Below are 24,016 nucleotides of genomic sequence, written 5' to 3'. Positions count from 1 at the left end.
CTTTCTTTCGCTACCAGAGCGGTTCGGGTCCCTCTGAGCTGACCGGCTGGATCGTTACCTTGTTCCCCTACCTGATCGTCGATTGGAGAACCAAGGCGCTTGGGCCAAACAAGTACCTGGGCAACTGGAAGGCGCACTTCGACGCTGCGAATGTGCGCACGGGATGGCTGCGTTACGACGTGCCATCAGAAGGCCCTGGCATCCATGCGGTGCCGCAGGCGCTGGCTAGCGCGCCCGTGCGCTGCATCGATCTGCTGAACGGCTCGAAGAAAGAGCTGCGATTTGTGGCGGGTATGTTCGGCGTCGCGCAGGATGGTGACACGGGCGCGCTGTCAGCGAGCTTTGGATGGGCGGTGGTTCATGAACCGGCGGTTGATGCGGCCGCCGCCAGCCCGCTTTCCGAGCCAGTGCCTGTTCTCGATGAAGTCACGGGGAAGTGGATCGCCGAATAGGTACAGAGGTACAGGTCGTTCCGTTGAGCAGATCGACGCTGCCACTAAGATCCGTCGGCGACCGCGGTTGACAGTCTGGCTTCCACTAAAACCATCATCAAGGAACGCGACATGGAGACAAGAGGGATTCTTCGCAGGCTCATGTTCACGGCAGGTTGTGCCCTGCTGCTGGAGCTTTCAGGCTGCGGCGGAGGAGGCGGAGGCGGAGGCGGAGGGGGTGGCGCAGCGGTATTGCCCGTAGCTCCTGTAGTCACCACACCGCCGCCCGCGAACACCTCGAGCGGCCGGGTGGTCAGCATCTCGATGAAGTCGGATGCCACGGGCGCGACCTATCCCATCCAGTTCTATCTGCCGGCCGGATACGACAGCGCAACGTCGTCCTATCCCGCGATCTACATCACCGATGGCGACGCCGTCTACAACAACAGCGTGACGCGCTTCAAGAACTTCACGGACATCCTCGAGGCGGCGGGCAAGAAGGCGATCGTCGTTGGCATCGGCGGCACCGCGCGCCGCAACACCGACTATCTGATGCCGGGTGCCAAGGCGTACCACGACTTCCTCACCGGCCAGCTGGTGCCGTACGTCGAGTCGAACTACCGTGCCAACCCGGCCAAGCGCATGCTCTCGGGCTTGTCGAACGGCGGCATCTTTGTCGCATGCGCCTTCTTCATGGAAGGTGCGAGCCAATTCACCTTCCAGTATTTCTTCTCTTCCGAGGCGCCCTTCAACGGCGCACACGACCAGATCGATCCGCTCGAAAGCCAGATGTACGCGAGCAGCAGCGGGCGGGACATCCCCGTGACCTTGCTGCTCGGATATGGCATCGGCAACGTCGGAGGAACGGTGATCACCGCGATGTACGACCAGATCGCCAGTCGCAACTACAAGGGCCTGCAGCTGAGCGTGAAGGGCTATCCGGGCGGCCACACACCGATGGACCTGCCGTCATTCGAGGACATCGTGGCAAGGTTCATCGACTAGCAGCGCAAGCCGGTCCCCCTTCTTCCAACGTTCAGTCCCGCCGGGTGCCCCTGGGCAGCAGAGCCGCCACCACGCCCAGCAGGGGCAGGTAGGCGATGGTCTGGTAGACGAAGGCGATGCTGGTGTGGTCCGCGAAGATGCCCAGCACTGCGGCGCCCAGCCCGCCCATTCCGAACGCGAAGCCGAAGAACAGCCCCGACACCATGCCCACCTTGCCCGGCATCAGTTCCTGCGCATAGACCAGGATTGCCGAGAAGGCCGAGGACAGCACGAGTCCGATCACGACGGTCAGCGCCGTGGTCCAGAACAGATCGGCGTGCGGCAGCAGGAGCGCGAACGGTGCCACGCCAAGAATGGACACCCAGATCACCGGTTTGCGGCCGATGCGGTCACCAACGGGCCCACCGAGCAGCGTGCCCAGCGCCGAGGCGAAGAGGAAGAAGAACAGGTGCAGTTGCGCGTTCTGCACCGTCAGGCCGAAGCGCTCCATCAGGTAGAACGTATAGAAGCTGCTGATGCCCGCTACGTAGAAGTACTTGGAGAAGATCAGCACCAGTAGCACCGCGATGGCGCCCATCACCACCTTGGGCGGATACGGCGCCGCGGCGGCCGGCTTCTTGCGGCCGGCCGTGGCGACATGGTGCGCGGCATACCAGCGGCTCACCTGCAGCAGCAGGACGATGCCCAGCAATGCCGCCAACCCGAACCAGGCCACGCTGCGCTGGCCGAAGGGCACGATGACGGCAGCAGCCAGCAGCGGCCCGATGGCCGTGCCGGTATTGCCGCCCACCTGGAACACCGACTGCGCGAAGCCATGCTGCCCTCCCGAGGCCAGCCGCGCGATGCGCGACGACTCCGGATGGAAGATGGACGAGCCGATGCCCACGAATGCCGCGGCCAGAAGCACGAAGCCGAAGCTGGGCGCGAAGGCCAGCAGCATCAGGCCGATCAGCGTGGACATCATTCCGAAGGGCAGCGAATACGGTTGCGGCCGGCGGTCGGTGAACAGGCCCACCAGCGGCTGCAGCAGCGATGCGGTCAGCTGATAGGTCAGCGTGATCAGTCCGATCTGGGTAAAGCTCAACGAGAACTCGCCCTTCAGGATGGGATACATCGCCAGGATCAGCGACTGCATCATGTCGTTGATCATGTGCGAGCTGCTGATGCCGGCGAGGATGCCGAAGGCCGGCTTGGATTTTTGAGAAAGAGAGGCCGGATCGCTGGCCGCGCCGGTCGGCGTGGCGCTGGCGTCCAAGGATGCTGCTGCGGAGGTTGTCATGGGAGAATTATCGAAAGCACCGCTGCGCCTGTCTCGCGCCAATCCACCAGAAACCCTCGCGAAAAGGACATGGACTCATCTCGCAAGCCCAAGGCCCTGCCTCAGGTGCTCAAGGAGATCGACGACGCACCTACGCCCGTCACCGGCCGGGCCACGGACTACCCAAGCGGCTGGTACATAGAGCCGCATGCGCACACCAAGCACCAGTTGATCTATGCCGTGCGCGGCGTAATGGTGGTGCAGGCCCGGGCGGGCCGCTGGGTGGTGCCACCCACTCGCGCCATCTGGATGCTGGCCGGCATGACCCACGAGATCCGCTGCATCGGAGAAGTGCACATGCGCAGCCTGCAGGTGGCGACCGATGCCGCCCCCAAACTGCTGGGCGAGACCCGGGCCGTGGGCATATCGCCCCTGCTGCGCGAACTCATCCGAGCCGCCATGGAGGTGCAGCAGCCTTACGTGCCCGGCACCCGCGACGGTCGCGTCATGCGCTTGATTCTGGACGAGCTGCGTGCCTTGCCGGTGCTGCCGCTGCACCTGCACATGCCGTCCGACCCGCGGCTGCTGCAGATCTGCGAACTGCTGCAGCAACGACTGGACGACTCCTCCACCATGGCTGATTGGGCGCGGCGCCTTGCGGTGAACGTGAAGACCATCCAGCGCCTGTTCGTGAACGAGACCGGCATGACCTTCGGTCAATGGCGGCAGCAAGCTCGGCTGCTGCGAGCGCTGGAGCTGCTGGCGGCCGGCGAGAAAGTCATCGACGTTGCCCTTGCGCTGGGTTACGAAAGCCCCAGTGCCTTTGCCACAATGTTCCGCAAGCAATTCGACCAGACGCCCAGCCAGTTCTTTGCCGAAGGCTGAGTCCTCGCGGTAATCATCGGAACGAGCCATGAAGATCGACGCATTCGACGAAGGCCTTGAGCACCGGAATATCGTCCCGTATGACCTTGCATACGCCCGAGTCTTCGCCGGGGTGAAGGAGTACGTGTGCATGCATTTGGCCAGCGTGGAACTCGTGCACATCGGGAGCACGGCGGTGGTCGGACTGCGTGGCAAGCCGATGATCGACATCACGGCGATCACCTCCCGCGATGACCTTCGGGAAGAGCAGAGGGCGTTCGAGCGCATCGGCTTCCACCGTCGGCCGGTCTGGGTCGACAGGGATGAGAAGCCGTATGTCTGCGCCTCCGTCTTACATGAAGGGCGGCGCTTCAACGTCAACATCCACATCTGCCATCGCGGCGATCCTGTTCACAAGGATTCGCTGGCCTTCATCGACATACTCAGCCGCCGCCCGGATCTGCGCAGAAGGTACGAAGAAGCGAAGGATCGCGCCCATGCGGTAGACCCGGCCAACCCCCAGGTCTACAACCGGGAGAAAGAGGCCGTGATCAAGGAGATAGAGGCGCAGATTCCAAAGGCCTCGACAAAGGAAGGATGTATGGAAGTTCATCAAATTGGCGCTTCAGAACTCGAGGGCCTTCTGGCCTTGTACAGGCATCTCCACGACGCCGATGACCCCTTGCCCGACGCCGCAACTGTCGAGGCCGTCTGGCAGGAACTGCTGGGCAACCCGCGCTACAAATACTTCGGCTGCTATGTGGCCGGAAAGCTCATTGCAAGCTGCACCCTCACCGTCGTCCCGAATCTCACCCGCGGTTGCAGGCCCTATGGCGTGATCGAGAACGTGGTGACCCACGCCGACCATCGCAAGCAGGGACATGGCAAGGCGGTGCTTGCAGAGGCCTTGTCCTTTGCGTGGTCGCAAGGCTGCTACAAGGTCATGCTGATGACCGGCAGGAAGGATGAAGCGACCTTCCAGTTCTACGAGTCGGCCGGCTTCAATCGCAATGACAAGCAGGCGTTCATTGCAAAGGCGCCTGCCGACCAGGGCCGTTCCTTCCCGTGAGCCTCGAAACAAGGCTCATCCTCTTCACTTCAGGAGAACACAACCATGGCTACCAACACCGTTCGTCTGCACCGCGTGCTGCGCACTCCGCCGGACCGGCTCTACCGTGCCTTCGTGGAGCCCGGTGCTTTCGAGCGCTGGCTGCCACCGTTCGGATTCACCGGAAAAGTCCACAGCATGGAGCCCGTGGTCGGGGGCGCCTGGCGCATGTCGTTCACCGCCTTTGGTACGGGCCACAGCCACTCGTTCGGCGGGAAGTACCTGGAGCTCGTCCCCGGCCAGCGCATTGCATACGACGCCACTTTCGACGACCCCAATCTGCCTGGCACCATGAAGACCACCGTGACGCTGACTCCAGTGTCGTGCGGCACTGAAATGTCCGTTGTGCAGGAGGGCATCCCCGACGTGATTCCTGTCGAGATGTGCTACCTGGGCTGGCAGGAGTCGCTTGTGGCACTGGCCCAGTTGGTCGAGCCGAGTATTCCGGGTTGAGGAGGCCGCTTTGAGCTTGTGGTGCCACCTCTGGAGAAGGGCGTTGCGACCTGGCCAGAATTTGCTAGTCAAAACTTCAGGGGAAAGGGTAATTCAATGCACCCTGTGATCCGTCTTCTCGCAACCCTCATCGTGTTATTGAGCAGCGTGGCACACGCAGGACAGGGGCGCGAGTACGTCAACTCCTATTTCGAACTCTGGCTCAAGGCCCACAACTTCACGAAATTCGAGAAGAAGCCGAATGGGCTTTTCTTCCCCGCGCAAGGGGTACTTCTCGACGGTGAGATCCATGAGGCAAAGGAGTTTTCCTCCAGCAAGTTGTACTCGGTCGAATCCCGGGTTTCCATCACGTTCAAGGATGGACGTCGGCTCGATGATTTCGTCGCAGGCATAGGGAGCAGCGCCGAGGACGCGTTCAAAGACTCGCTGCAGAACTTCTGTCTTACGACGTTGCACCCGATCTACGCGGAGCTCTTCGATCATTCCGACTCCCATGTCAGAAAGGATGCATGGGAGATCAATGGCACTCGGCGCCGGATTTTCTTGTCCGAGTGGGGGCAGCGGGGTGTGTCGATCAATGAGGCCACCCAGAAGCAGATCGAGCAGTTGATCGCGGCGGAGTTGCGGAACACCTCCCCGACAAAGGAACTGCAATGGGCGAAGCTGGTTGTCCTGATCGTCAAGGGGAAGGTGGAGCAGGTGGCGTTCACGGTCAACGGCATGCAGGACGAGCGCATTACGCGACGGCTCTCCGCCTTCAAGTGGCCAGTCTCCGGCGAATTTACGATGGCGAAATTGTTCTTTGTGATCGGCGGGGTGTAACTACCGGAGTGGCGGTCAAAGGCCGGCACTGATGAAGCATTGACGACAGCGCAGCGCCACGCTTATAGTCGCCCCCGCAGTCGCCTCCACGGCACTGTCGTAGGCGTTACCGTCATCCAACGCGTCCTTTGTCGAGAGGATCCCAGCAGGGAGTGTCTCGACGCAGTAAAGGAGCCTTTGGCATGACATCACTTCCCTCATCCTGACCCCGTTGCCACGCTTGTCGCACTGATCTTCGGTCGACTGGCGCTGGACTCGTCCATCTTTTCCTTTCACAAGCCGCATCGCCGATCCTTTCAAGGACGAGGCGAATGCGCTGTCACGTCACCTGCATACGACCTCAACACAACAAGGAGTAGCGAATCATGAAAATGACCGGCAACACGATCCTCATCACCGGCGGAACCAGCGGCATCGGCCGTGCGCTCGCCGAAGCTTTTTACGACCGCGGCAATCGCGTCATCGTCTCGGGGCGACGGCAGGCCCTGCTCGATGAAATCACGGCGGGCCGGCCGGGCATGGTCGGGATGCCGCTCGATCTCGATGACCCGGCTTCGTTGCCTCGTCTCGCCGAAGACGTTCGTGCGCGCTTTCCCGAACTCAATGTGCTCGTCGCCAACGCCGGCATCTCGCGGGCGGAGAACATGGCCGTAGACGACTGGGGTGTTTCTGCCGCCCAGGCCATCGTGGAGACGAACATCATGGGCGTGCTGCGTGTGACGGCGGCGCTCCTGCCGCTGCTGAAAAGGCAGCCAGACGCGGCAATCATGGCGACCAGCTCCAACCTTGCCTTCGTGCCCCGGGCCGATTTTCCGACCTATTGCGCCAGCAAGGCATTCGTGCACTCCTGGCTTCAATCGCTGCGCCATCAGCTGCGCAATGTTCCGGTCGAAGTGCTTGAACTGGCGCCGCCCTATGTGCAGACGGAACTCACGGGCGACAGCCAGGCATCCGACCCGCGCGCCATGCCGCTTGCCGCGTACGTGGCGGAGGTCATGCAGCTGCTGGAGTCGCAGGACCACCTCCGGGGCGAAGTGCTGGTCGAGCGCGACAGGGCCCGGCGCTGGGCCGAGCGGGATGGCTGCTACGACGCTGCCTTTGCCGCCATGAACCCGACTGCGGCGTAGTTGGAGGGGGAGGCCGCGCCAGTGGCGCGGCTTCGCCTCAACAGCGCGGGCTCTCCTGAAACAACGCCGCTGCCTCTCGAGCCAACTCCGCCGCGAGCCAGAGCACGTTGTTCAGATGCTCCGAGTCTTCCTGCTCGCCCCATCGGCCGTCTCCATGCAGGCACCAGAGCAGCGATTGCAACTGCTCCAGCTTGTTTTCCAGACGATCCGAGGGACCCGGTCCGCTCTCGGTAGCGGTCGCGTCGGGAGATGCCGGCGTGTGAGGCCGGGCCATAATTCGTTTAGCCATTTGGTGTGTGTCCTTCTAAGGTTTTGCACGTCACTTGGTTAGACGGCTGGGGTGTTACCGCACCCTGGCCGTCGCCTTTTGTGCCTCACGTTTGCATCGGTGCTCGGGTGCGTCGATGGCCCGCCGTGAGGCGATGCGGTTTGCTTATGTGGATTGCTGTTGGTGCTGTCTTCCTTGCCCGCATAGCGGGTGTTTGGTTGCGAGGGCATTCACTTTAGAGAAGAGCGGCGCGGTGCGGAAAAGCAAATGCACTAGGAAGTCTCGATTTGCGGGAATAACTTTTCTTCAGCCCACAATGGGGGTTTGAGTACAACGAAGTCGTGGCGTCGGGTTTCTTTTCCACTTCTTCACAACGGAAGTACGACCTGATGAAGAGCCGAATCATGTATATCGAAGCGAAGTCGGGCGGCCTGACAGGACCGGCCCGCATCGGTCGAGTCACCAGTTCCAAGTCGGGGGCAACCTTGTACTACGGAGGAAAGGCCTTTCGCAGCCTGAAGGGAAGCGGCTTCAAGTCGAACTATTTCGACGTTGAAACCGGTGAGCACTATTGGATTTCGGGGCCTCGACGAGATGGGAAGGACGCCCTCTATGCGACGCACATTCGGCCCGTCATAGACGATGACGTTCGGGACGAGTATTGGTTGAAGGTTCGCGGGGAGGCGGTGCTGTGCGGGGGTGAGAAGCAACTCGTGTGAGCGCCGGTAGGTGTGACCCAGGGGTTCTACCAAGCAGCAAACTTCAGACCATGCCAGCAGCAAATATGCAGAAGTCCGGCTCGATAGCTCGACGGGCACTAGTTCTTTCCGCGGCGCTATTGATGACAAGCGGATGTGCTCCCATCGAAGTGAGGGAAAGTCAAAAGCTTGACGCCGTCTTGACAGCATCCAAGGGCGAGCCGCCTTCAAAGTTGGCTCAGAAGTTGGCTCTGCAAGGCTATGCCTGTACTGCAGCCCCTGAGGATTCGTCGAGCAAGAAGGCGATGCTGCAGTGCTCAAGTCAGAGAGACAACCTGTGGCCGCCGTACTCCTGCATCTTCCGCGTTGATCTGGAAGCAGAACCGCAGGTAGGCTCGAACGAAACATCTCCAGTCGTGAGTCATGCGTGCGCTGGGCTATAGGCGAAATCCGGTCGGAAGCAGCCAGTCGCCAAGGGCAACTCCCGGGTAGGCTGTTTCCTCGGTAAGGTCATCCTCCTGGCTCGACCTGGACGCCAATTCCCCCAAATACGCGACACCGTTGAAAGAGGAACCGAAGTACATGACAGTCAAGCGAATGGACAACATCCTGATCGTTGTCGACGATCTCGAAGTGGTGAAGGCATTCTTTGTAGAGTTGGGCCTCGAGCTCGAGGGCCAAACCACGGTTGAAGGGCCTTCTGTCGGGAGCCTCATAGGGCTTGGAGACGTCAGAGCCACTCTCGCGATGCTGCGGACTCCCGATGGGCAGGGAATTGAACTGGACAAATTCCACACGCCGAATGCGGTTCGGTTCGGGCCTGTGGATGCGCCAGTGAACACCTTGGGTCTTCGTCGAATCATGTTTGCCGTCGACGGCATTGATGCTGTCGTTGCGCGAATGCAGGCCCATGGCGCAGAACTCATTGGCCAGATGCAGTATGGGGAGTCGTACCGGCTTGCCTATATTCGCGGGCCAGAGGGCATCATCGTCGGGCTTGCCGAGCAACTCGGTGGCGTTTAGGTCAAAAAAAGCCCCTGCCGCCTGACAAGCAGACGACAGGGGCAAGTGCGGCATCAGCCCTTCAGCCGAGCACCTCGGTCACGATGCCTGCGCCGACGGTCTTGCCGCCTTCGCGCATTGCGAACCGCATGCCGTTCTCGATGGCCACGGGCTTGTTCAGCTCGAAGCTGATCTGCGCCTGTGCGCCCGGCTCGACCAGACCGGTCTCGGTGTCGACGCGAATGACACCCGTCACGTCGGTCGTGCCGAAGAAGAACTGCGGCTGATAGCCTGAGCCGAACGGGGTATGGCGACCACCTTCGTCCTTGCTGAGGACGAAGATCTGTGCACGCCCCGTCCGGTACGGCTTCAGCGCACCGGGCTTCACGACAACCTGGCCTCGCACGACATCGTCGCGCTTGACCCCTCGCAGCAGCAGGCCGACGTTCATGCCGGCTCGCGCCTCGGCGACGTCCTTGTGGAAGGACTGCACGCCGGTCACGATCACCTGTTCGTCGCCGTCCGAACTGAGCCCGACGATCTCCAGGCTGTCACCGACGCGGATCACACCGCGCTCGACCCGGCCGCTGACCACGGTGCCGCGGCCCGTGATGGTGTGCACGCCTTCGACAGGCATCATGAACGGCGCGCTGTAGTCGCGCACCGGATCAGGAATGCACGAGTCCAACGCGTTCACGAGCTCGACGATGCATTGCACGTCGGCGCCTTCGAGGTCGCCGCGCTCGGCGGCGGCCAAGGCCTTCAGCGCACTGCCGAAGACGAAGCGGGCATCGCGGTATCCGTGCGCAGCCAGCAGCGCGCCGATTTCCATTTCGATCAGCTGCTCGATGTCCGCGCGGTCACTTTCCGCAATGAGGTCCATCTTGTTCACGAACACCACCATGTGGCCGACGTTCACCTGGCGCGCCAGCAGCACATGCTCGATGGTCTGCCGTGCGGCGCCCTCGGTGCCGTCCACCAGCAGGATCGCGCCGTCCATCTGCGAGGCGCCGGTGATCATGTTCTTGATGTAGTCGGCATGTCCGGGGCAGTCGATGTGTGCGTAATGACGGCTGTCCGACTCGTACTCGACGTGCGAGGTATTGATCGTGATGCCGCGTTCGCGCTCTTCCTTCGCGTTGTCGATCTGCCCATAGGACAGCGCACGGCCGCCAATGCGCGCGGCCTGCACGAAGGTAAGAGCAGCCGTCAGCGTCGTCTTGCCATGGTCGACGTGACCGATGGTTCCGACATTCACATGAACCTTGTTCATCATGGTTTTCTCCAGTTTGAGAGTAAAAAACCGATCCGATTCGCTGGCCAGGCGAAACGGTCGGCGGGTTGTCGGTGCGCGCGCACCAAACTCGCGGTGCCCGCCATGCGGGCGAAAAAAAAAAGCCTGCTGGGTGGACCACCCGACAGGCTTTTCTTCTTGCCTGAAGGATGGACCTCCAGGCGCACGAGGGCCTGGAGGCTCTACACGAACCACTCCGCGGAGTCGAAGCACAGCACCGCGCTGGCAGCGCGCGCGGCGAAAGTAAGTTCTCGTTCGGGGCTCATGTCCAAATCTCCAACTGGGTAAGCAGAAAACAAAAAACCCGGTGGCTTGAGGCCTACCGGGTCTTGTGAAACTCAGGAGGCCGAGCCTCCAGGTGGAAGGGCTCTAGGAAAGCAATTCGGTGCCAAAAGGGCGCAGCGAAGCCGCCGCAACGGTGCGGGTCATCAATGCGTCTGGCGTGGTCAGGAACTGCTTCATGGGTCTCTCGTGCGGCTGGCTGTTGGCCGCAGCGCGATGGTTAATCTTTGGGGGTCGGAGGCTAACACCGCTATAGCGATCCGGCAACAGAAGCGTTGCACGCGCGCAGCAATAGTTGCCCGGCGCTTCGTCGCAAATGTCGGCAAGCCGCATTCGTGGCGCCGTGGCACAGATCGACGCAGAAGCACGTCGGTTCCTTCGGCCTCGCGCCAGAGAGGCGCCAGGCTCATAGGTCAACGCCCCTTTCAGTTCGCGGACGATGGCCGGTTGAGCGATCGGTTCTTCGCGGAGAACCGGGGCATCGGGAGCGGCAGCAACGCGCCCTTCGCGACGGCGGTGTGACTGGCTACAGTCGGCTAAGAACGGATATCTATGAGCCCCCTTTTCTGGGGATCTTTTTTGACTAGAGAGAAAAAAACCATGAGCTACTACACCCGCTTGGAACTGCAATGGGACGATGCTGACTACGCGTCTGGAAGCCTTACGCCTCAACTGATCGCCGAAGCGGCCGAGAGCTTTGTTGTCGGCAATGGTTGGTCGCTGGATGTGCTCAAAGACCTGCGGGCGTCTGCCGAAGGCAAAGGGCTTGATCGCCCGGGCTACAACTCCATCTATGCGGAACCGTTGATAGCAATGCTTCGAGAAGTCTCGCTGGCATTCCCATCGGTCACGTTCTTTGCACGCGGTGTCGGCGAAGAAATGTTCGACACGTGGGCTCGTGATATTCGAGCTGGTGAAGTCCACCGGGAGTTTGGTCCCTTTGAGCCAGCGGAGTAGTCTGCTCTCGAGCCACAAGCGGACCTAGAAGCCGCATTCATACTTTGTTATGAACGCAGACAAGAACTCTTGCAGCCTCACCTCGCTATTCACCGCACCAGATTAGTACTTCGGTGAGCTCGATCACGCATCGCTTTTGCGCAAAACCAACCGCCAGAGCGGCATATCGATCCGCGCCCGTAACAACGCTTGAAATTGTCATCGGTTCGGGCCCACACTCCGAACGCCTGTCACTCTGGATAGATCGCGATGTCCTTTTCGTTCGGTGCCGTTGTCGTCACCTATTTTCCCACCGACGGGCAACTGACGAATCTCCATTCACTCGCGCAGTCGTGCCCGCGCCTTTGCGTGGTCGACAACACGCCAGAAGTGGGCGACTGGCATCGCGCGCTCATCGACGCGGAGATCCCCGTGCTGCACAACGGCAACCGTGGTGGCATCGCGGGTGCCTTCAACTGCGGCATCGTCGAACTCGAAGCGCGGGGCGTTGAACTCTTCTTTCTGCTCGACCAGGATTCGGAGCTCCCGCCCGGCTACTTCAACGCCATGTGCCAGGCCGCAGTGGCAGCACGAGACAGGAAACACGATCGCGGCACAGGCGATGCCGGCGAGAGCGAAGAGGGCGCTGCCTTCCTGATCGGCCCGCTCGTCCACGACACGAACCTGGACGCGCTGATTCCGCAATTCGGCCTCGAGGGCAAGCGTGTCTATCAGTTCGACCTGCGAAAGCCTTTCACCGAACCGCTGGTTCGCTGCGCCTTCCTGATCTCTTCTGGTTCTTTGATTTCGCGCGCGGCCTGGGCCAGGATAGGTCGCTTCGACGAGCGCTACGTGATCGACCACGTCGACACCGACTACTGCATGCGCGCGCTGCACTGCGACGTACCGATCTACCTGAATCCGCAGGTCGTGCTTCGGCACCAGATCGGCGATCTCCAGGCGAAGTCGCTGTTCGGCTGGAAGATCTACGTCATCAACTATTCGGCCGTGCGCCGCTATTACATTGCGCGCAATGCCCTCGACCTCTCGCTGGCGCACGTGCGCGCCTTTCCCGCGATTCTGTTCATCAACGTCTACACGCTGAAGCAGATCCTGCCCATGCTGATCTTCGAGCGCGATCGTTTGAGAAAGTGCATTGCACTGATGGTCGGCTTATTCGACGGTCTGCTCGGCCGGCTTGGCGGCATCCGCGAGGCGCGCCCCCGGATGAGCAAGTACCTGAGCCGCAGCGGTTGAACTCGCGATGAGCTCGACCCTTCAAGCGCCCCGCGCCCGCCGCGCCGCGCTCGCTTTCATATTCGTGACCGTGCTGATCGACTTCCTCGCGTTCGGGTTGATTCTTCCTGGTCTGCCGCATCTGGTGGAGCGCCTCGCTGGCGGCAGTACTGCAACAGCGGCGTATTGGATCGCAGTGTTCGGCACGGCGTTTGCGGCTATTCAGTTCATCTGCTCGCCGATTCAGGGCGCCTTGTCCGATCGCTTCGGGCGGCGACCTGTGATCTTGCTGTCGTGCCTGGGGCTGGCCGTGGACTTTGTGTTCATGGCCCTGGCCAACAGCTTGCCGTGGCTGTTCATTGGCCGGGTGGTGTCCGGCGTGTTCTCGGCCAGCCTTACTGCAGCCAATGCCTACATCGCCGATGTGACGTCGCCGGAGGAGCGCGCCAAGAGCTACGGCATAGTGGGCGCGGCGTTCGGTGTGGGCCTGGTGCTCGGGCCGGTGCTCGGCGGGCAACTGAGCCACATCGATTCACGCTTGCCGTTCTGGTTCGCGGCCGGCCTGACCATGCTCAACTTCTGCTACGGATGGTTCGTGTTGCCGGAGTCGCTGCCCTCGGAACGGCGCAGCCGGAAGTTTGACTGGTCGCACGCCAATCCGATCGGATCGCTGGTGCTGTTGAAGCGCTACCCGCAGGTGTTCGGGCTGGCGGCGGTGATCTTCCTTGTCAACCTCGCGCAGTATGTCTATCCCAGCGTGTTCGTGCTGTTCGCCGACTATCAATACCGCTGGAAAGAAGACGCGGTGGGTTGGGTGCTCGGACTGGTAGGCGTGCTCAGTGTGCTGGTCAACGTGCTGTTGATCGGGCCGGGCGTGAAGCGCTTCGGCGAGCACCGCACCCTGTTGTTCGGGCTGGGTTGCGGCGTGCTCGGCTTCGTCATCTACGGCTTCGCCGATGTCGGCTGGGTCCTTGTGGCTGCGCTACCGTTCGGCACGTTGTTGACGGTCGCCGGACCGGCGGCGCAGACGCTGCTCACCAGGCAGGTCGACGCGAGTGAGCAGGGTCGCGTTCAGGGCGCGTTGACGAGCCTGGTGTCGGTGGCAGGTATCGTCGGGCCAGCGACGTTCGCCGGCAGCTTCGGTTATTTCATCGGGGCGGACGCACCGGTGCATTTGCCAGGCGCGCCTTTTTTCATTGCCGCGGTGTTCCTGGGCATCGGCGCGCTGATCGCGTGGCGCTACGCACGGCCGACGGTGGCGGTGGACGCAACAGCAGCGGTAGTCGAGCCGACCTAGCACGGCCTTCTCGGCCGTGCCTCGGCAAGGTCATGGGCAGCGGAAGCTATATTGTTCATTCAGCAACAAGAGAGAAGTCACCATGGCAAAAGCCTATTGGGTCAGTGCGTACCGTGCCATCAAGGACGCCGACAAACTTGCGGCCTACGCAAAACTGGCCGGCCCAGCGATCACTGCTGGCGGTGGGCGCTTTCTGGCGCGTGGCCTGCCCGCCAAGGTCTACGAGTTCGGTCTGTCCGAACGCACCGTGTTGATCGAGTTCGACAGCCTCGAGCAAGCTACATCCGCACATGACAGCCCTGACTACCAAGCTGCGCTTGCCGCATTGGGCGACGGCGCCGAACGGGATCTACGGATCATCGAAGGGGTCTGAGCAACCGCGGGCCAGGGCCCGGTGCTGACTCAAGCAGCCGAATCCTTCTCTGGCAGCAACGCCTCCAGGACGAAACGTGTCGGTCCGCTGGCACCCCGGTCGCTGACCGCTAGACCGAGCTGCCGCCATAGAGCCGGGCTGAGCGGGCGAACGGCGATGCGAGGATCACGCGCGGGCTCGTGCGATTCCTCCGGCAGCAAGGCCGCTCCGTAGCCAGCGGCGACCAGTGTCCTGATCGCATCGTTGTAGTTGAGCTCGATGCGCGGCCGGCAATGGACGCCAGCCGCAGAGAACCATTCCGCGGTCAGCCGGTAGAGACGCGTGGAAGAGTCGTTCATGATCAGCGGTCGCTGGGCCAGCCACTGCGGGGTAAGCCGCTTGGGTGCTTTCCAGTCCGCCGGCAGAAAGGCGACGACAGACTCGCGCCGCAGCGGAGTGACATGAACACCGCGCACAGGCGCCTGCGGCAGCGCCACGACCGCCAGGTCGAGGCTGCCTGCGGCGAGCCGGGCCATGCTGTCGTTGGAGGTCAGCACCTGCACGTTCACGTCGATGCCGGGATGGTTCCGGGCAAGACGTTCGAGCGCGGGCGGCAGCAGGTGCGCAATGGCGCCCGTCGAGGCTCCCACCCGCACGCGGCCCGTTTGGCCTGCGAGCTGACGTCGAACGTCCTCCACTGCGTCGTCCGCGTCCGCCAGCAACCTGCGGGCACGCGCGATGAAGCGCTCTCCCAAGGCAGTCGCTTGCGCGGGCCCCCGCCCGCGAACGAGCAACTGGCCACCCAGGCGCGACTCCAGTTCCGCGATCTGAACGGTGACGGTGGGTGCCGCCAGGTGAAGGGCGCGCGCAGCATTGGCCAAAGACCCGAGGTCGGCGATGGCGACAAGGGTGCGCAGATGGTCAAGGCTCAGTTCCCGCATATCGCTAATTTAACTTTTCTTAATCTGGGGTTCCATATATTTAGCTGGAGCCATCGAGGTCGTATCCCTACGATCGCGCTCCATGGACCTCAATATCTTCATCGACGGCGACCAGGGCACCACCGGCCTTGACCTGCAGAACCGCCTGCGGGGCGGGGAATTTCGCATCCGCACATTGCCGACAAGCCTGCGCAAGGATGCGGCTGCCCGCCGGGCCGCTCTCAACGAGTGCGACATCGCAATCCTTTGCCTGCCCGATGCCGCGGCGCGCGACGCGGTGGCGATGATCGAGAACCCTGCCGTGCGCGTCATCGACGCCAGCTCGGCCCACCGCACCAGTCCGGGTTGGGTCTACGGCCTGCCGGAGCTCGATGCACAGCAAGGCGAACGTATCGCCTCGGCACCGCGGGTCACGAATCCGGGCTGCTATCCCACCGCCGCGGTCGCCCTGCTGCGACCGTTGACGGATGCGGGCCTGTTGCCCACCGACTATCCGCTTGTCATCCATGCCGTCTCAGGCTATTCGGGTCAGGGCAGGGTGGGGGCGGAAGCGCATGAGGCCGCAGCTGGGGGCGCAGGAGCGCATTCGCTGAAGGTCTATGGCCTTGCACTCGAGCACAAGCACGTCGCGGAAATCGAGGCCTATGGCGGCTTGGCGCAGCGGCCCATCTTCGTGCCGGCCTATGGCAGCTACCGGCAGGGCATCGTGCTCACCATCGGATTGCACGCGCGGATGCTTCCCTCTGATGCTTCGGGCGTGCGCATCCACGAATGCCTTGCGGAACGATACCGCGATGCGGCGCATGTGCGCGTGCTGCCGATGTCTTCCGCCGCGCCAATGGCCGAACTGGATCCGCAAGTCCACAACGGCTCGAACGACATGAGTCTGGCTGTTGCATTCAATGAACGCACGGGTCAGATCGTCTTGAGCGCAGTTCTCGACAATCTGGGCAAAGGTGCTGCGGGCGCGGCCGTGCAGAACCTGCGATTGATGGCGAGCGCTTCGTAGTCCACTTTGTGAATTCGAAAGGGATATGGCTCACGCAGCCGGATTGTTGTGGGTCCTTCTTTCCACATCTCTCACCACGCATACCCCGCCTGCACCCGAGCCGCAACCCTGTTATTGCTCCCACTGCTCGTAGCCGTCGAAACCCCCACCCCCAGATTCAGGTTGTCATTGACCTGATACCCAAACGCGAAGCCGACAGCCGATGCACCCGCATAGTTGCCAACCGCAGCGCCCATCCATTTCTTGCCCACCGGCAGCATTGGCATCGACGGCATGGCCAGCGCAGCGGCCACGCCCTGCGCAGCAAATGCATTGGCCTGGCTGGTCGCGTTGCTCACTGCCTGCTGCAGCTGATTGACGTTGACTGCGTCAGTGCCCAGCACCCCCGGCGCGACATTCGTGATGCCGCGCAACTGACCGGTGGCGGCATTGCCCACCGACACGGTGTTGTCGCGCTCCGCCACGGAGCCCTGGCCCAGTGCGACCGCGTTGCTGCCCGAGGCCAATGTGTTGGCGCCCAGCGCCACGGCGTTGTTGCCGGTGGCGATGGCGTTGTTGCCTACTGCGGTGGTTGGGTCGGCCAGCGCCTTGGCGCCGGCACCGATGGCGACCGAGCCCGCATTGCTGGCTTGCGCCCCGTTGCCGATGGCCACGGTGTTCTCGCCGTTGGCCTGTGCGTTGGTGCCCATCGATGTGCTGCCCGCGCCGGTGGAACTGGCGCCGGGGCCGCAGGCCACGCCACCGCCAGCGCCCACCGCGCACACGCCGCTGGCCAGGGCCTGGTTCATCAGCGTCTGCAGCGCCGTCACCTGCTGCACGGTGAAGTTGTTGGCCGTGGTGATGGCGGTCTGTTGTGCCTGCTGCACCTGGCCGACGTTGGCTGCATCGGTGGTCGCCTGACCCGCGCTCACGTTGCTGATGGTGGTGCCGGCGCCGCCGTTGGCGTTGAGTTGCAGCGATGTGCCGCCCGCGCCGTACTGCGCCGAGTTCTGCGCGAGGGACTGCGCAGTCGAGGCGGTCTGCTGCACGGTGTAGAGCTGGCTGCCATTGACGGCATCGGTGCTCGTGGCGTTCACCGCGCCGGCGTTGACGTTGACGAGGGTGCGCGTCTGGCCCGCCGAGCCGAATGAAACGGTGTTTGCCGCGGTGGCGACCGAGTTGGCGCCGATGGCTGCGCTATTGGTCGCGCCACTGGCAACCTGGCTGCCCGTGCCGACGGCCACGCTGCCGGTGGCCAGCGCCGACGCGCCGGATGACCCGTTGTAGGCGCCGCCAATGGCGGTGCTGCCGTTGCCCGATGCCACGGCGCCCTGGCTGGCGCCCGAGGCACTGCCGATGGCGACCGCCGAGACGCCCGATGCCTGCGCGCCGCCGCCGCCCGCCTGGCCGCTGAAGCCGCAGCAGCCGTCCGTGCCCTGGCCTCCCGACCCGACGGCGATGGCGCCGCTGGCAGAAGCTTGTGCACCGCTGCCGCCATTGCCGCCCGTGCCGCCCGCGAACCCCTGCCCGGCGGTGCCGCCGCCGCCAATGGCAGTCGCGCCGTTCGCGTTTGCGCTGGCGCCCGCTCCACCTGTGCCGCCGGTTCCGCCGGCGGTTCCGTTGCTGCCGTCGCCGCCCGCTCCGATCGCGGTGGCGCCATCTCCGGAGACCGTGGCTGCGCCACCGCCGCTGCTGCTCGTCCAGCCCGGCTGGTTGGGGCCGGGGTTGCCGGCGTCACCGGCCACGTAGCCCGCTGCGTGAGCGCTTCCCATGGTGAGCAGGGCCACGGCCGGCAAGTACCGGCGCGAGAGCTGGAGTCGAGTGAGCATGGTTCTTCCCTTGCAAAAACGGATAAGACAAAACGCAGGCGAGTGTGTCTTTTTGTTTTCAGAAGAGCCATACCCGAGAACTGGTAGATCCGGCTCCGGCAAGGCTCGGCGTCAGGTTGAGCGCGTCATACTCCCAGCCGGATCATTCGCACGGGATGTGATGTGCCAACCGAGCCGGGAGTAGAAAAAATGATCACTGCATGCTGGCGTGCGCTGCCTGCCGCACTGGCGCTTGCCTTCTCGCTGCTGATGAGCGCGTGCTCCAGCCTGCCGCCCCGGGTGCCGGAACAGCCTGTCAACGCCATCGCCGATTTCTCGGCCACGCCGTTGAGCGCGATCACGCAGAAGGTGCTGCCCCCAGATGCCCGCTCGGGCTTCCAGCTCCTGCCCTACGGCCCCACTTCCTTCGCCACCCGCATCGCAATGGCGAAGCTCGTCACCCGCAGCCTCGACGTGCAGTACTACCTGCTGGCCGCGGACAACACGGGCCGCGCCCTGATGCGCGAGCTACGCGACGCCGCGCTGCGCGGAGTGCGCGTGCGGCTGCTGGTCGACGACCTCTACACCACCGGCGAAGACGATCTGCTGCTGGCGCTCGCCAGCTATCCGAACGTGCAGGTGCGCCTGTTCAACCCGTTTCCGGGCGGGCGCGGCAGCGACGTGACGCGCTTCATCAGCTCGGGCCTGGACTTCGACCGCATCAACCGGCGCATGCACAACAAGCTGTTCGTGGCCGACAACGCCGCGGCAGTGGCGGGCGGTCGCAACATGGCAGACGAATACGTGATGAATGCCGCCGGCAGCAACTTCGTCGACATGGACGTCTTCGCGGCCGGCCCGGTGGTGCGCGAACTGTCGAACGAGTTCGACCACTACTGGAACAGCGAAGTCGTCTACCCCGTGGGCCAGATCGCCCGCAGCACGCTGACACCCGCGCAACTGCAGCAGAACTTCGAAGCGCTCACCGCCACGGCAAAGCCGCCCGAGGCGTTCCGAATCCCGCTGGACGGCAAGATCCTCAACGCCAGCGCAAACGAGCCTTCCGTCGTGCCGCTCGACATGGTGCCCATGCTGAACCTGCCTTTCGAGCTGGCCGAGCACCAGTTGAGCCCGCTACTGTGGGCCAATGCGCGCGTGCTGTTCGATCCGCTCACCAAGACCGAGGGCCTGAACGAGCGCGAGAACTCCATCAAGGGCACGGTGACCGAAGGCGTCATCCGCTGGTTCGAGACTTCGCGCTCCAGCATCAAGATGGTGTCGCCGTATTTCGTTCCGTCCGATGCGGCCGTGGCCAACCTGGCGCGGGCGCAGGCCGAGGGCATCAGCGTGTCGCTGGTCACCAACTCGCTTGCGTCCACCGACGAGCCATGGGTGTACGTGGGCTACTGGCCGCACATCCACGAACTGCTCAAGTCCGGCGTGACCATCTACGAGCTGAGCCCCACGCTGAGCGTGAAGCGCGGCAAGTACGGCATCTTCGGCCACCGCACGGGCGCGTTGCACATGAAGAACGGCATCGTCGACCAGAAGCAGGTGTTCCTCGGCTCGATGAACCTCGACCCCCGCTCGGCCCGGCTCAACACCGAACTGGGCGTGATCATCGACAGCCCCGAGATGGCGCGGCAGCTGCTGAGCTTCGCGGATGCGGGCAGCTCCTACCGCTTGCGGCTCGACGCCACCGGCCGGAACGTCGAGTGGGTAGAAGAAGACGAGGACGGCAAGGAAACGGCCTACGACGTGCCGCCCGAAACCTCGGCGTGGCAGCGCTTCAAGCTGCGGTTGATCGCGCCGTTCATTCCGCAGAGCCAGCTGTAGCGGCTCTGCGTTCGCGGGCTCGCCCTTACCGCTCTTACACGTTGCTGGTGGCGCGCACTTCCTCGATGGTGGTGTGCCCGGCCAGCACCTTCTCGATGCCGTCCTGCCGCAGCGTGCGCATGCCTTCCTGCAGGGCAGCCTGCTGGAGCTCCTCCGCGCGTGCGCCGGTCTGCACCAGGCGGCGCAGCGTCTTCGACATGGTCATCAGTTCGTGGATACCCACGCGCCCCTTGAAGCCGGTGTCGCCGCAATGCTTGCAGCCGGTGCTGGTGTAGGTGTGCAGGTGTCCGTCGCGGCCGTACCGCTGCACCCAGTCGCTTCGCACCGCCTGGCGCTGGGCCGCATCGTGCTGCTGCGCGCCGAAGGCGTGCATGTAGTCGTCCAGCAGTTCGTCGACGATCTCCGGGCTTGCGGGCTTGCTGCTGATGCATTGCTTGCAAAGGCGGCGCACCAGCCGTTGCGCGAGAACGGCCAGCAGAGAGTCTGCGAAGTTGAACGGGTCCATGCCCATGTCGAGCAGTCGGGTCACGGTTTCGGGCGCGCTGTTGGTGTGCAGGGTCGACAGCACGAGGTGGCCGGTCAGTGAGGCCTCGATGGCGGTCTTCGCGGTTTCCTCATCGCGAATTTCGCCGACCATGATCACGTCCGGGTCGGCGCGCACGAAGGCGCGCAGCGCCTTGGCAAAGGTCCAGTCGATGCGCGGATTGATCTGCACCTGCCGCAGCCCGGCCTGCGTGATTTCGACCGGGTCTTCCGCCGTCCAGATCTTTCGCTCCGGCGTGTTGATGTGCATCAGCGCCGAGTGCAGCGTCGTCGTCTTGCCCGAGCCCGTGGGGCCCACGCACAGCACCATGCCGTAGGGGCGCTCGACGGCCTTGGTCAGCTGCGCAAGGTTGTTCGGCGACAGGCCCAGCTCGCTCATGGGAATGGGCTTGGCCGATGCCAGGATGCGCATCACCACGTCTTCGAGGCCATTGTTGGTGGGAATGGTTGCCACGCGCAATTCGATGCGGTGCTGCGGCGAGTACTTCGCAAAGTTGATCTTCCCGTCCTGCGGGTTGCGCTTTTCGCTGATGTCCAGGTCGCACATGATCTTCACGCGAGCGACGATGGCGTTGCGGTAGCTCGGCGGCAGCTCCAGGTAGGTGTAGAGCAGGCCGTCGCGGCGAAAGCGGATGCGGGTTTTTTCCTGGCCGGGGTAGCTTTCGATGTGAATGTCCGACGCGCCCTCGCGATGCGCCTCGAGGATCATGCTGTTGATCATGCGCACAAGGGAGTTGTCAGACTGCTCGATCGGCGCGTCGGAAGTGGGCGCGGCGGGGCCTTCTTTCTCCAGCGTCTGCAGCAGTTCGCTGGTGCCGGCCATGTCGAAATCGAGCGGCTGGCTGGGATCGAGGCTGGACGAGAAGACGCCGGGAGCGGAGGCCGTGTGCTCGCCGATCTTTTCGTACACCGCTCGCAGCACGCCGTCGAGGTCGAGGCATTGCCCGACAACTGGCGTGACCTTCATCTGGGCGATGAACTCCACTTCGTCGAGTGCCGAATGCCGGCTGGTCGGGTCGTCGATCGCTACGACGAGGCGCCCTTCGTGCAGCATCAGCGGCATCACCTGCAGGCGGCGCGATACCGCATACGGAAGCTTGCGCAACGCCTCGGCAGCAGCGGGAAACAGATGCAGGTTGACGAGGGGGTAGCCCATCTTGCGCACCAGCGCGGTCTGCAGCTGGCCGCGGCTCACTACGCCCATGCGCACCAGCGTCTCGCCCAGCGGCACGGTGGGCTCCAGCTTTTGCTGCGCCAGCCCCGCGCGAAGCTGCTCGTCGGTGATCATGCCCAGCGATGTCAGCGCTTCGCCGATGCGTGCGATCGGTGTGCGGCTCTGGGCTTCGAGCGCGCTATGCAACTGCTCGGGCATGACGACTTCGATGGGGGGCATGGGGCGATCTCCTGTCTGGATTGCGGACAGGCAATCGTAGAGCGTGATCGATGCACTTGCCACCAGCTTGACCCTTGAGTACACAAGTTCTCAATGCTGTAATGAAATGCCCCCCAAGGCTTCGCGCACTTCGTGTCGCTTCGCCCGCCCCTCGCCGGGGGCGACACCTTCTCGGCCGTGGTTCGCACCCCGAATCTCCTTTAGTCCTACGCGGATTGCCCGCCATCTGCCCAAACATGGCCGCGATGCGTCAATTGATCCTTGCAACGACCCTGGGGCTGAGCGCGCTCGGCGCTTCCACACAGGCCGAGCCCGTCAAGGTGCCCGTCGACAGCGACGAGAAGGGCTCCGTCTACGTCGCGCCCAACGTCAACCCGACCGAGACATCGGCCACCGTCAAGGGGGGCACGGTCGGCGTGCTGCGGCCCGATGGCAGCGGCACTTACATCGGTACCGACACCTCCATGCCACGGCCTACTTACTCGCTGGGCGGAAGCACCGGCGGCAATCTGTCGCTCTCGGGCGGGTTGTCGTCGGACGGCAAGAACAACAACGGCGTGAAGGCCGGCGTCACCATCAAGTACTGAGTCGGGTACCGAAGGCCCCACGGGCTCAGACCAGCGTGCCGTACACGATGAACCCATCGTGCGTCGCGACCTTGTCGTAGAGCGTGCGGCCGGCTGTGTTGGTCACGTGCGTCTGCCAGTACACGCGATGCACGCCTGCATCCTTTGCGCGCTCGTACACGCCCTGGATGAGCTGGCGGCCAACGCCACGCCCACGCTCTGACGGCAGCGTGAACAGGTCCTGCAGATAGCAGGTCGGCTCCAGGCGCGTGGTGCTGCGGTGAAAGAGGTAGTGCGTGAGCCCGACCAGCTGGCCATCTCGCTCGGCGACCAGCGCGTGCACCGGCTCGTAGGCATCGAAGAAGCGCTGCCAGGTGGCTTGCGTGATTTCATCGGCGAGCGCGGTCGCACCCTCGCGTCCATAGAAGGCGTTGTAGCCATCCCAGAGCGGCTTCCATGCCGCGTAGTCTTGCGGCGTCGGCGAGCGAATCAGGAGGGAGGAGGTCATGGCGTCGGTGGTCTGCACGTTGAAAGACATGCGATTGCAACATGACCCGGCTCAGGGCGCGAAGAACTCCTTCAGCGCTTCTTCAGGCAACTGCCCGCGCAGGCCGATGGCGACAACGCCGGGGCGCGTGTCATCGGCGGGCGGCGCGGCCTTGCGCAAGCTGCCGTGACGGCCGGCGAACTGCACCTCCGACCATTCGCCGTCGCCAGTGCGCAGCAAGCCTTTGAGCCTCAGCACACCGGGTGGCACCTCGCGCAGCCAGGCGCGCAGCGTGGCGGCGGGAATCGCGGCTTGGGGCAGCGCGCTCCACGTCTGGAACAACGATCCGTGATCGGGGTTGTCATGACCGTGGTGATCGTGACAGTCATGACCGCAGACATGCGGAGCCACATCCGCATGCGGCAGCCCCGACAGCAGCGCCAGCGGCACCGCCGATTCCGTCGTCTCGATGCATGGCGTGCCCGGCGCCGTCGCACCGACCCACGCTCTGGCCGCAGCGAGCGCCTCGGCGGACGCAAGGTCGGCCTTGTTCACCACCACGAGGTCGGCCGACTTCAGCTGCCGCACCAGCGTGTCGGCCAGCAGCGGGTCTGCCGACTGCTGCGCCACCGCACTCGCATCCACCAGCACGATCACGCCTTCGAGGCTCAGCTCCGGCGCGGCCATGCCGATCTGCGCGATGCGCCACGGGTCTGACACGCCGCTGGCCTCGATCACCACCGCGTCGAAGGGCGTCTTCGCCTCGATCACGTCCACCAGCGCCCGCCCCAGGTCGTCGCCGATCTGGCAGCACACGCAGCCGTTGGTCAGCGCGGTGGTGTCGCCGTGCGTGGCGGCGATGAGTCCGGCGTCGATGTTGAGGGCGCCGAAGTCGTTCACCAGCACCGCCATGCGCAGGCCGTTCGCCTCGCGCAGCCAGCGGTTGAGCAGCGTGGTCTTGCCCGCGCCCAGGAAGCCGCCGATGACGGTGAGCGGCAGGCGCTTCTTCTTCGGCGTCATG

Annotated in this window: 23 protein-coding genes and 1 pseudogene; 16 read left to right on the top strand and 8 right to left on the bottom strand. The window is 63.6% G+C overall.

The genetic code is table 11. The annotated features are described in order from the left end of the window. Positions 1-26: 26 nt before the first annotated feature. Together BLV60_RS27595 and BLV60_RS27590 are read left to right on the top strand one after the other, a co-directional pair. Positions 27-452: pseudogene (locus BLV60_RS27595) on the top strand (DUF4419 domain-containing protein); the annotation flags it as partial. A gap of 288 nt (positions 453-740) precedes the next feature. Next, positions 741-1,436: an alpha/beta hydrolase gene (locus BLV60_RS27590; RefSeq protein WP_176928970.1), complete on the top strand. Its 696-nt coding sequence runs from the start codon at positions 741-743 to the stop codon at positions 1,434-1,436. A 31-nt stretch (positions 1,437-1,467) separates the two neighbouring features. Here the strand turns inward: BLV60_RS27590 and BLV60_RS27585 are convergent, their stop codons facing one another. Then, complete coding sequence (locus BLV60_RS27585) at positions 1,468-2,715, bottom strand: MFS transporter (RefSeq protein WP_093058484.1); 1,248 nt, start codon at positions 2,713-2,715, stop codon at positions 1,468-1,470. 69 nt (positions 2,716-2,784) lie between these two features. Between BLV60_RS27585 and BLV60_RS27580 the strand changes: the two genes are divergently transcribed. From BLV60_RS27580 to BLV60_RS27555, 5 genes are all read left to right on the top strand, one after another. Beyond that, entirely contained in the window at positions 2,785-3,579 is a 795-nt protein-coding gene (locus BLV60_RS27580) for an AraC family transcriptional regulator (RefSeq protein WP_093058483.1), read from the top strand. A gap of 28 nt (positions 3,580-3,607) precedes the next feature. After that, positions 3,608-4,627 carry a GNAT family N-acetyltransferase gene (locus BLV60_RS27575; RefSeq protein ID WP_093058482.1) on the top strand — a complete coding sequence of 340 codons (1,020 nt, stop codon included), beginning with the start codon at positions 3,608-3,610 and terminating at the stop codon, positions 4,625-4,627. A 45-nt stretch (positions 4,628-4,672) separates the two neighbouring features. Next, positions 4,673-5,119, top strand: a complete 447-nt coding sequence (locus tag BLV60_RS27570) for an SRPBCC family protein (protein ID WP_093058481.1) — start codon at positions 4,673-4,675, stop codon at positions 5,117-5,119. A 96-nt stretch (positions 5,120-5,215) separates the two neighbouring features. After that, entirely contained in the window at positions 5,216-5,941 is a 726-nt protein-coding gene (locus BLV60_RS27565) for a DUF6348 family protein (RefSeq protein ID WP_093058480.1), read from the top strand. Positions 5,942-6,306: 365 nt separating this feature from the next. Then, positions 6,307-7,068, top strand: coding sequence for an SDR family oxidoreductase (locus BLV60_RS27555; protein ID WP_093058478.1), 762 nt, complete (start codon positions 6,307-6,309; stop codon positions 7,066-7,068). Positions 7,069-7,105: 37 nt separating this feature from the next. Here the strand turns inward: BLV60_RS27555 and BLV60_RS27550 are convergent, their stop codons facing one another. Beyond that, entirely contained in the window at positions 7,106-7,357 is a 252-nt protein-coding gene (locus BLV60_RS27550) for a hypothetical protein (protein ID WP_093058477.1), read from the bottom strand. A gap of 368 nt (positions 7,358-7,725) precedes the next feature. Here BLV60_RS27550 and BLV60_RS27545 point away from each other — a divergent pair, with 368 nt between their 5' ends. Next, positions 7,726-8,055, top strand: coding sequence for a 1-deoxy-D-xylulose-5-phosphate synthase (locus tag BLV60_RS27545; RefSeq protein WP_093058476.1), 330 nt, complete (start codon positions 7,726-7,728; stop codon positions 8,053-8,055). 561 nt (positions 8,056-8,616) lie between these two features. Continuing rightward, positions 8,617-9,057: a VOC family protein gene (locus tag BLV60_RS27540; RefSeq protein ID WP_093058534.1), complete on the top strand. Its 441-nt coding sequence runs from the start codon at positions 8,617-8,619 to the stop codon at positions 9,055-9,057. A 61-nt stretch (positions 9,058-9,118) separates the two neighbouring features. Here the strand turns inward: BLV60_RS27540 and tuf are convergent, their stop codons facing one another. Then, positions 9,119-10,312, bottom strand: coding sequence for an elongation factor Tu (gene tuf / locus BLV60_RS27535; RefSeq protein ID WP_218132254.1), 1,194 nt, complete (start codon positions 10,310-10,312; stop codon positions 9,119-9,121). A 900-nt stretch (positions 10,313-11,212) separates the two neighbouring features. On the opposite strand from tuf, the gene BLV60_RS27525 reads away from it, so the two are divergent. From BLV60_RS27525 to BLV60_RS27510, 4 genes are all read left to right on the top strand, one after another. Next, positions 11,213-11,569 (top strand): hypothetical protein, encoded by a 357-nt coding sequence (locus BLV60_RS27525; protein WP_093058474.1) that lies wholly within the window; start codon positions 11,213-11,215, stop codon positions 11,567-11,569. 249 nt (positions 11,570-11,818) lie between these two features. Further along, a complete protein-coding gene (locus BLV60_RS27520; protein WP_093058473.1) occupies positions 11,819-12,805 on the top strand; it encodes a glycosyltransferase family 2 protein in 987 nt (328 codons plus the stop codon). Between the two features lie 7 nt (positions 12,806-12,812). Further along, positions 12,813-14,081 carry a TCR/Tet family MFS transporter gene (locus tag BLV60_RS27515; protein ID WP_093058472.1) on the top strand — a complete coding sequence of 423 codons (1,269 nt, stop codon included), beginning with the start codon at positions 12,813-12,815 and terminating at the stop codon, positions 14,079-14,081. A gap of 82 nt (positions 14,082-14,163) precedes the next feature. After that, positions 14,164-14,454: a DUF1330 domain-containing protein gene (locus BLV60_RS27510; protein ID WP_093058471.1), complete on the top strand. Its 291-nt coding sequence runs from the start codon at positions 14,164-14,166 to the stop codon at positions 14,452-14,454. Between the two features lie 29 nt (positions 14,455-14,483). On the opposite strand, the gene BLV60_RS27505 is transcribed toward BLV60_RS27510, so the two are convergent. Next, positions 14,484-15,374, bottom strand: coding sequence for a LysR family transcriptional regulator (locus BLV60_RS27505; protein WP_093058470.1), 891 nt, complete (start codon positions 15,372-15,374; stop codon positions 14,484-14,486). An 82-nt stretch (positions 15,375-15,456) separates the two neighbouring features. On the opposite strand from BLV60_RS27505, the gene argC reads away from it, so the two are divergent. After that, positions 15,457-16,383, top strand: coding sequence for an N-acetyl-gamma-glutamyl-phosphate reductase (gene argC, locus BLV60_RS27500; protein ID WP_093058469.1), 927 nt, complete (start codon positions 15,457-15,459; stop codon positions 16,381-16,383). A 71-nt stretch (positions 16,384-16,454) separates the two neighbouring features. Here the strand turns inward: argC and BLV60_RS27495 are convergent, their stop codons facing one another. Next, entirely contained in the window at positions 16,455-18,191 is a 1,737-nt protein-coding gene (locus tag BLV60_RS27495; RefSeq protein ID WP_093058468.1) for a YadA family autotransporter adhesin, read from the bottom strand. Positions 18,192-18,380: 189 nt separating this feature from the next. Here BLV60_RS27495 and BLV60_RS27490 point away from each other — a divergent pair, with 189 nt between their 5' ends. Continuing rightward, positions 18,381-20,006: a phospholipase D family protein gene (locus tag BLV60_RS27490; RefSeq protein ID WP_256329608.1), complete on the top strand. Its 1,626-nt coding sequence runs from the start codon at positions 18,381-18,383 to the stop codon at positions 20,004-20,006. A gap of 34 nt (positions 20,007-20,040) precedes the next feature. Here BLV60_RS27490 and BLV60_RS27485 read toward each other — a convergent pair whose 3' ends face one another. Next, entirely contained in the window at positions 20,041-21,942 is a 1,902-nt protein-coding gene (locus BLV60_RS27485; protein WP_093058467.1) for a GspE/PulE family protein, read from the bottom strand. Between the two features lie 245 nt (positions 21,943-22,187). On the opposite strand from BLV60_RS27485, the gene BLV60_RS27480 reads away from it, so the two are divergent. After that, entirely contained in the window at positions 22,188-22,529 is a 342-nt protein-coding gene (locus tag BLV60_RS27480) for a hypothetical protein (protein WP_093058531.1), read from the top strand. Positions 22,530-22,554: 25 nt separating this feature from the next. On the opposite strand, the gene BLV60_RS27475 is transcribed toward BLV60_RS27480, so the two are convergent. Further along, entirely contained in the window at positions 22,555-23,016 is a 462-nt protein-coding gene (locus tag BLV60_RS27475) for a GNAT family N-acetyltransferase (protein WP_093058530.1), read from the bottom strand. A gap of 51 nt (positions 23,017-23,067) precedes the next feature. Continuing rightward, complete coding sequence (locus BLV60_RS27470; protein ID WP_093058466.1) at positions 23,068-24,015, bottom strand: CobW family GTP-binding protein; 948 nt, start codon at positions 24,013-24,015, stop codon at positions 23,068-23,070. Position 24,016: the final 1 nt, after the last annotated feature.

Source organism: Variovorax sp. YR634, from assembly GCF_900106655.1.
GTDB lineage: Bacteria > Pseudomonadota > Gammaproteobacteria > Burkholderiales > Burkholderiaceae_C > Variovorax.
This window is presented reverse-complemented; position numbering and strand designations above follow the sequence as displayed.

What these genes read in the sequence shown, in the direction of transcription:
- BLV60_RS27585 (WP_093058484.1), bottom strand. Translation starts at nt 2,715, where the DNA reads ATGACAACCTCCGCAGCAGCATCCTTGGACGCCAGCGCCACGCCGACC.
- BLV60_RS27580 (WP_093058483.1), top strand. Translation starts at nt 2,785, where the DNA reads ATGGACTCATCTCGCAAGCCCAAGGCCCTGCCTCAGGTGCTCAAGGAG.
- BLV60_RS27575 (WP_093058482.1), top strand. Translation starts at nt 3,608, where the DNA reads ATGAAGATCGACGCATTCGACGAAGGCCTTGAGCACCGGAATATCGTC.
- BLV60_RS27570 (WP_093058481.1), top strand. Translation starts at nt 4,673, where the DNA reads ATGGCTACCAACACCGTTCGTCTGCACCGCGTGCTGCGCACTCCGCCG.
- BLV60_RS27565 (WP_093058480.1), top strand. Translation starts at nt 5,216, where the DNA reads ATGCACCCTGTGATCCGTCTTCTCGCAACCCTCATCGTGTTATTGAGC.
- BLV60_RS27555 (WP_093058478.1), top strand. Translation starts at nt 6,307, where the DNA reads ATGAAAATGACCGGCAACACGATCCTCATCACCGGCGGAACCAGCGGC.
- BLV60_RS27550 (WP_093058477.1), bottom strand. Translation starts at nt 7,357, where the DNA reads ATGGCTAAACGAATTATGGCCCGGCCTCACACGCCGGCATCTCCCGAC.
- BLV60_RS27545 (WP_093058476.1), top strand. Translation starts at nt 7,726, where the DNA reads ATGAAGAGCCGAATCATGTATATCGAAGCGAAGTCGGGCGGCCTGACA.
- BLV60_RS27540 (WP_093058534.1), top strand. Translation starts at nt 8,617, where the DNA reads ATGACAGTCAAGCGAATGGACAACATCCTGATCGTTGTCGACGATCTC.
- tuf (WP_218132254.1), bottom strand. Translation starts at nt 10,312, where the DNA reads ATGATGAACAAGGTTCATGTGAATGTCGGAACCATCGGTCACGTCGAC.
- BLV60_RS27525 (WP_093058474.1), top strand. Translation starts at nt 11,213, where the DNA reads ATGAGCTACTACACCCGCTTGGAACTGCAATGGGACGATGCTGACTAC.
- BLV60_RS27520 (WP_093058473.1), top strand. Translation starts at nt 11,819, where the DNA reads ATGTCCTTTTCGTTCGGTGCCGTTGTCGTCACCTATTTTCCCACCGAC.
- BLV60_RS27515 (WP_093058472.1), top strand. Translation starts at nt 12,813, where the DNA reads ATGAGCTCGACCCTTCAAGCGCCCCGCGCCCGCCGCGCCGCGCTCGCT.
- BLV60_RS27510 (WP_093058471.1), top strand. Translation starts at nt 14,164, where the DNA reads ATGGCAAAAGCCTATTGGGTCAGTGCGTACCGTGCCATCAAGGACGCC.
- BLV60_RS27505 (WP_093058470.1), bottom strand. Translation starts at nt 15,374, where the DNA reads ATGCGGGAACTGAGCCTTGACCATCTGCGCACCCTTGTCGCCATCGCC.
- argC (WP_093058469.1), top strand. Translation starts at nt 15,457, where the DNA reads ATGGACCTCAATATCTTCATCGACGGCGACCAGGGCACCACCGGCCTT.
- BLV60_RS27495 (WP_093058468.1), bottom strand. Translation starts at nt 18,191, where the DNA reads ATGCTCACTCGACTCCAGCTCTCGCGCCGGTACTTGCCGGCCGTGGCC.
- BLV60_RS27490 (WP_256329608.1), top strand. Translation starts at nt 18,381, where the DNA reads ATGATCACTGCATGCTGGCGTGCGCTGCCTGCCGCACTGGCGCTTGCC.
- BLV60_RS27485 (WP_093058467.1), bottom strand. Translation starts at nt 21,942, where the DNA reads ATGCCCCCCATCGAAGTCGTCATGCCCGAGCAGTTGCATAGCGCGCTC.
- BLV60_RS27480 (WP_093058531.1), top strand. Translation starts at nt 22,188, where the DNA reads ATGCGTCAATTGATCCTTGCAACGACCCTGGGGCTGAGCGCGCTCGGC.
- BLV60_RS27475 (WP_093058530.1), bottom strand. Translation starts at nt 23,016, where the DNA reads ATGACCTCCTCCCTCCTGATTCGCTCGCCGACGCCGCAAGACTACGCG.
- BLV60_RS27470 (WP_093058466.1), bottom strand. Translation starts at nt 24,015, where the DNA reads ATGACGCCGAAGAAGAAGCGCCTGCCGCTCACCGTCATCGGCGGCTTC.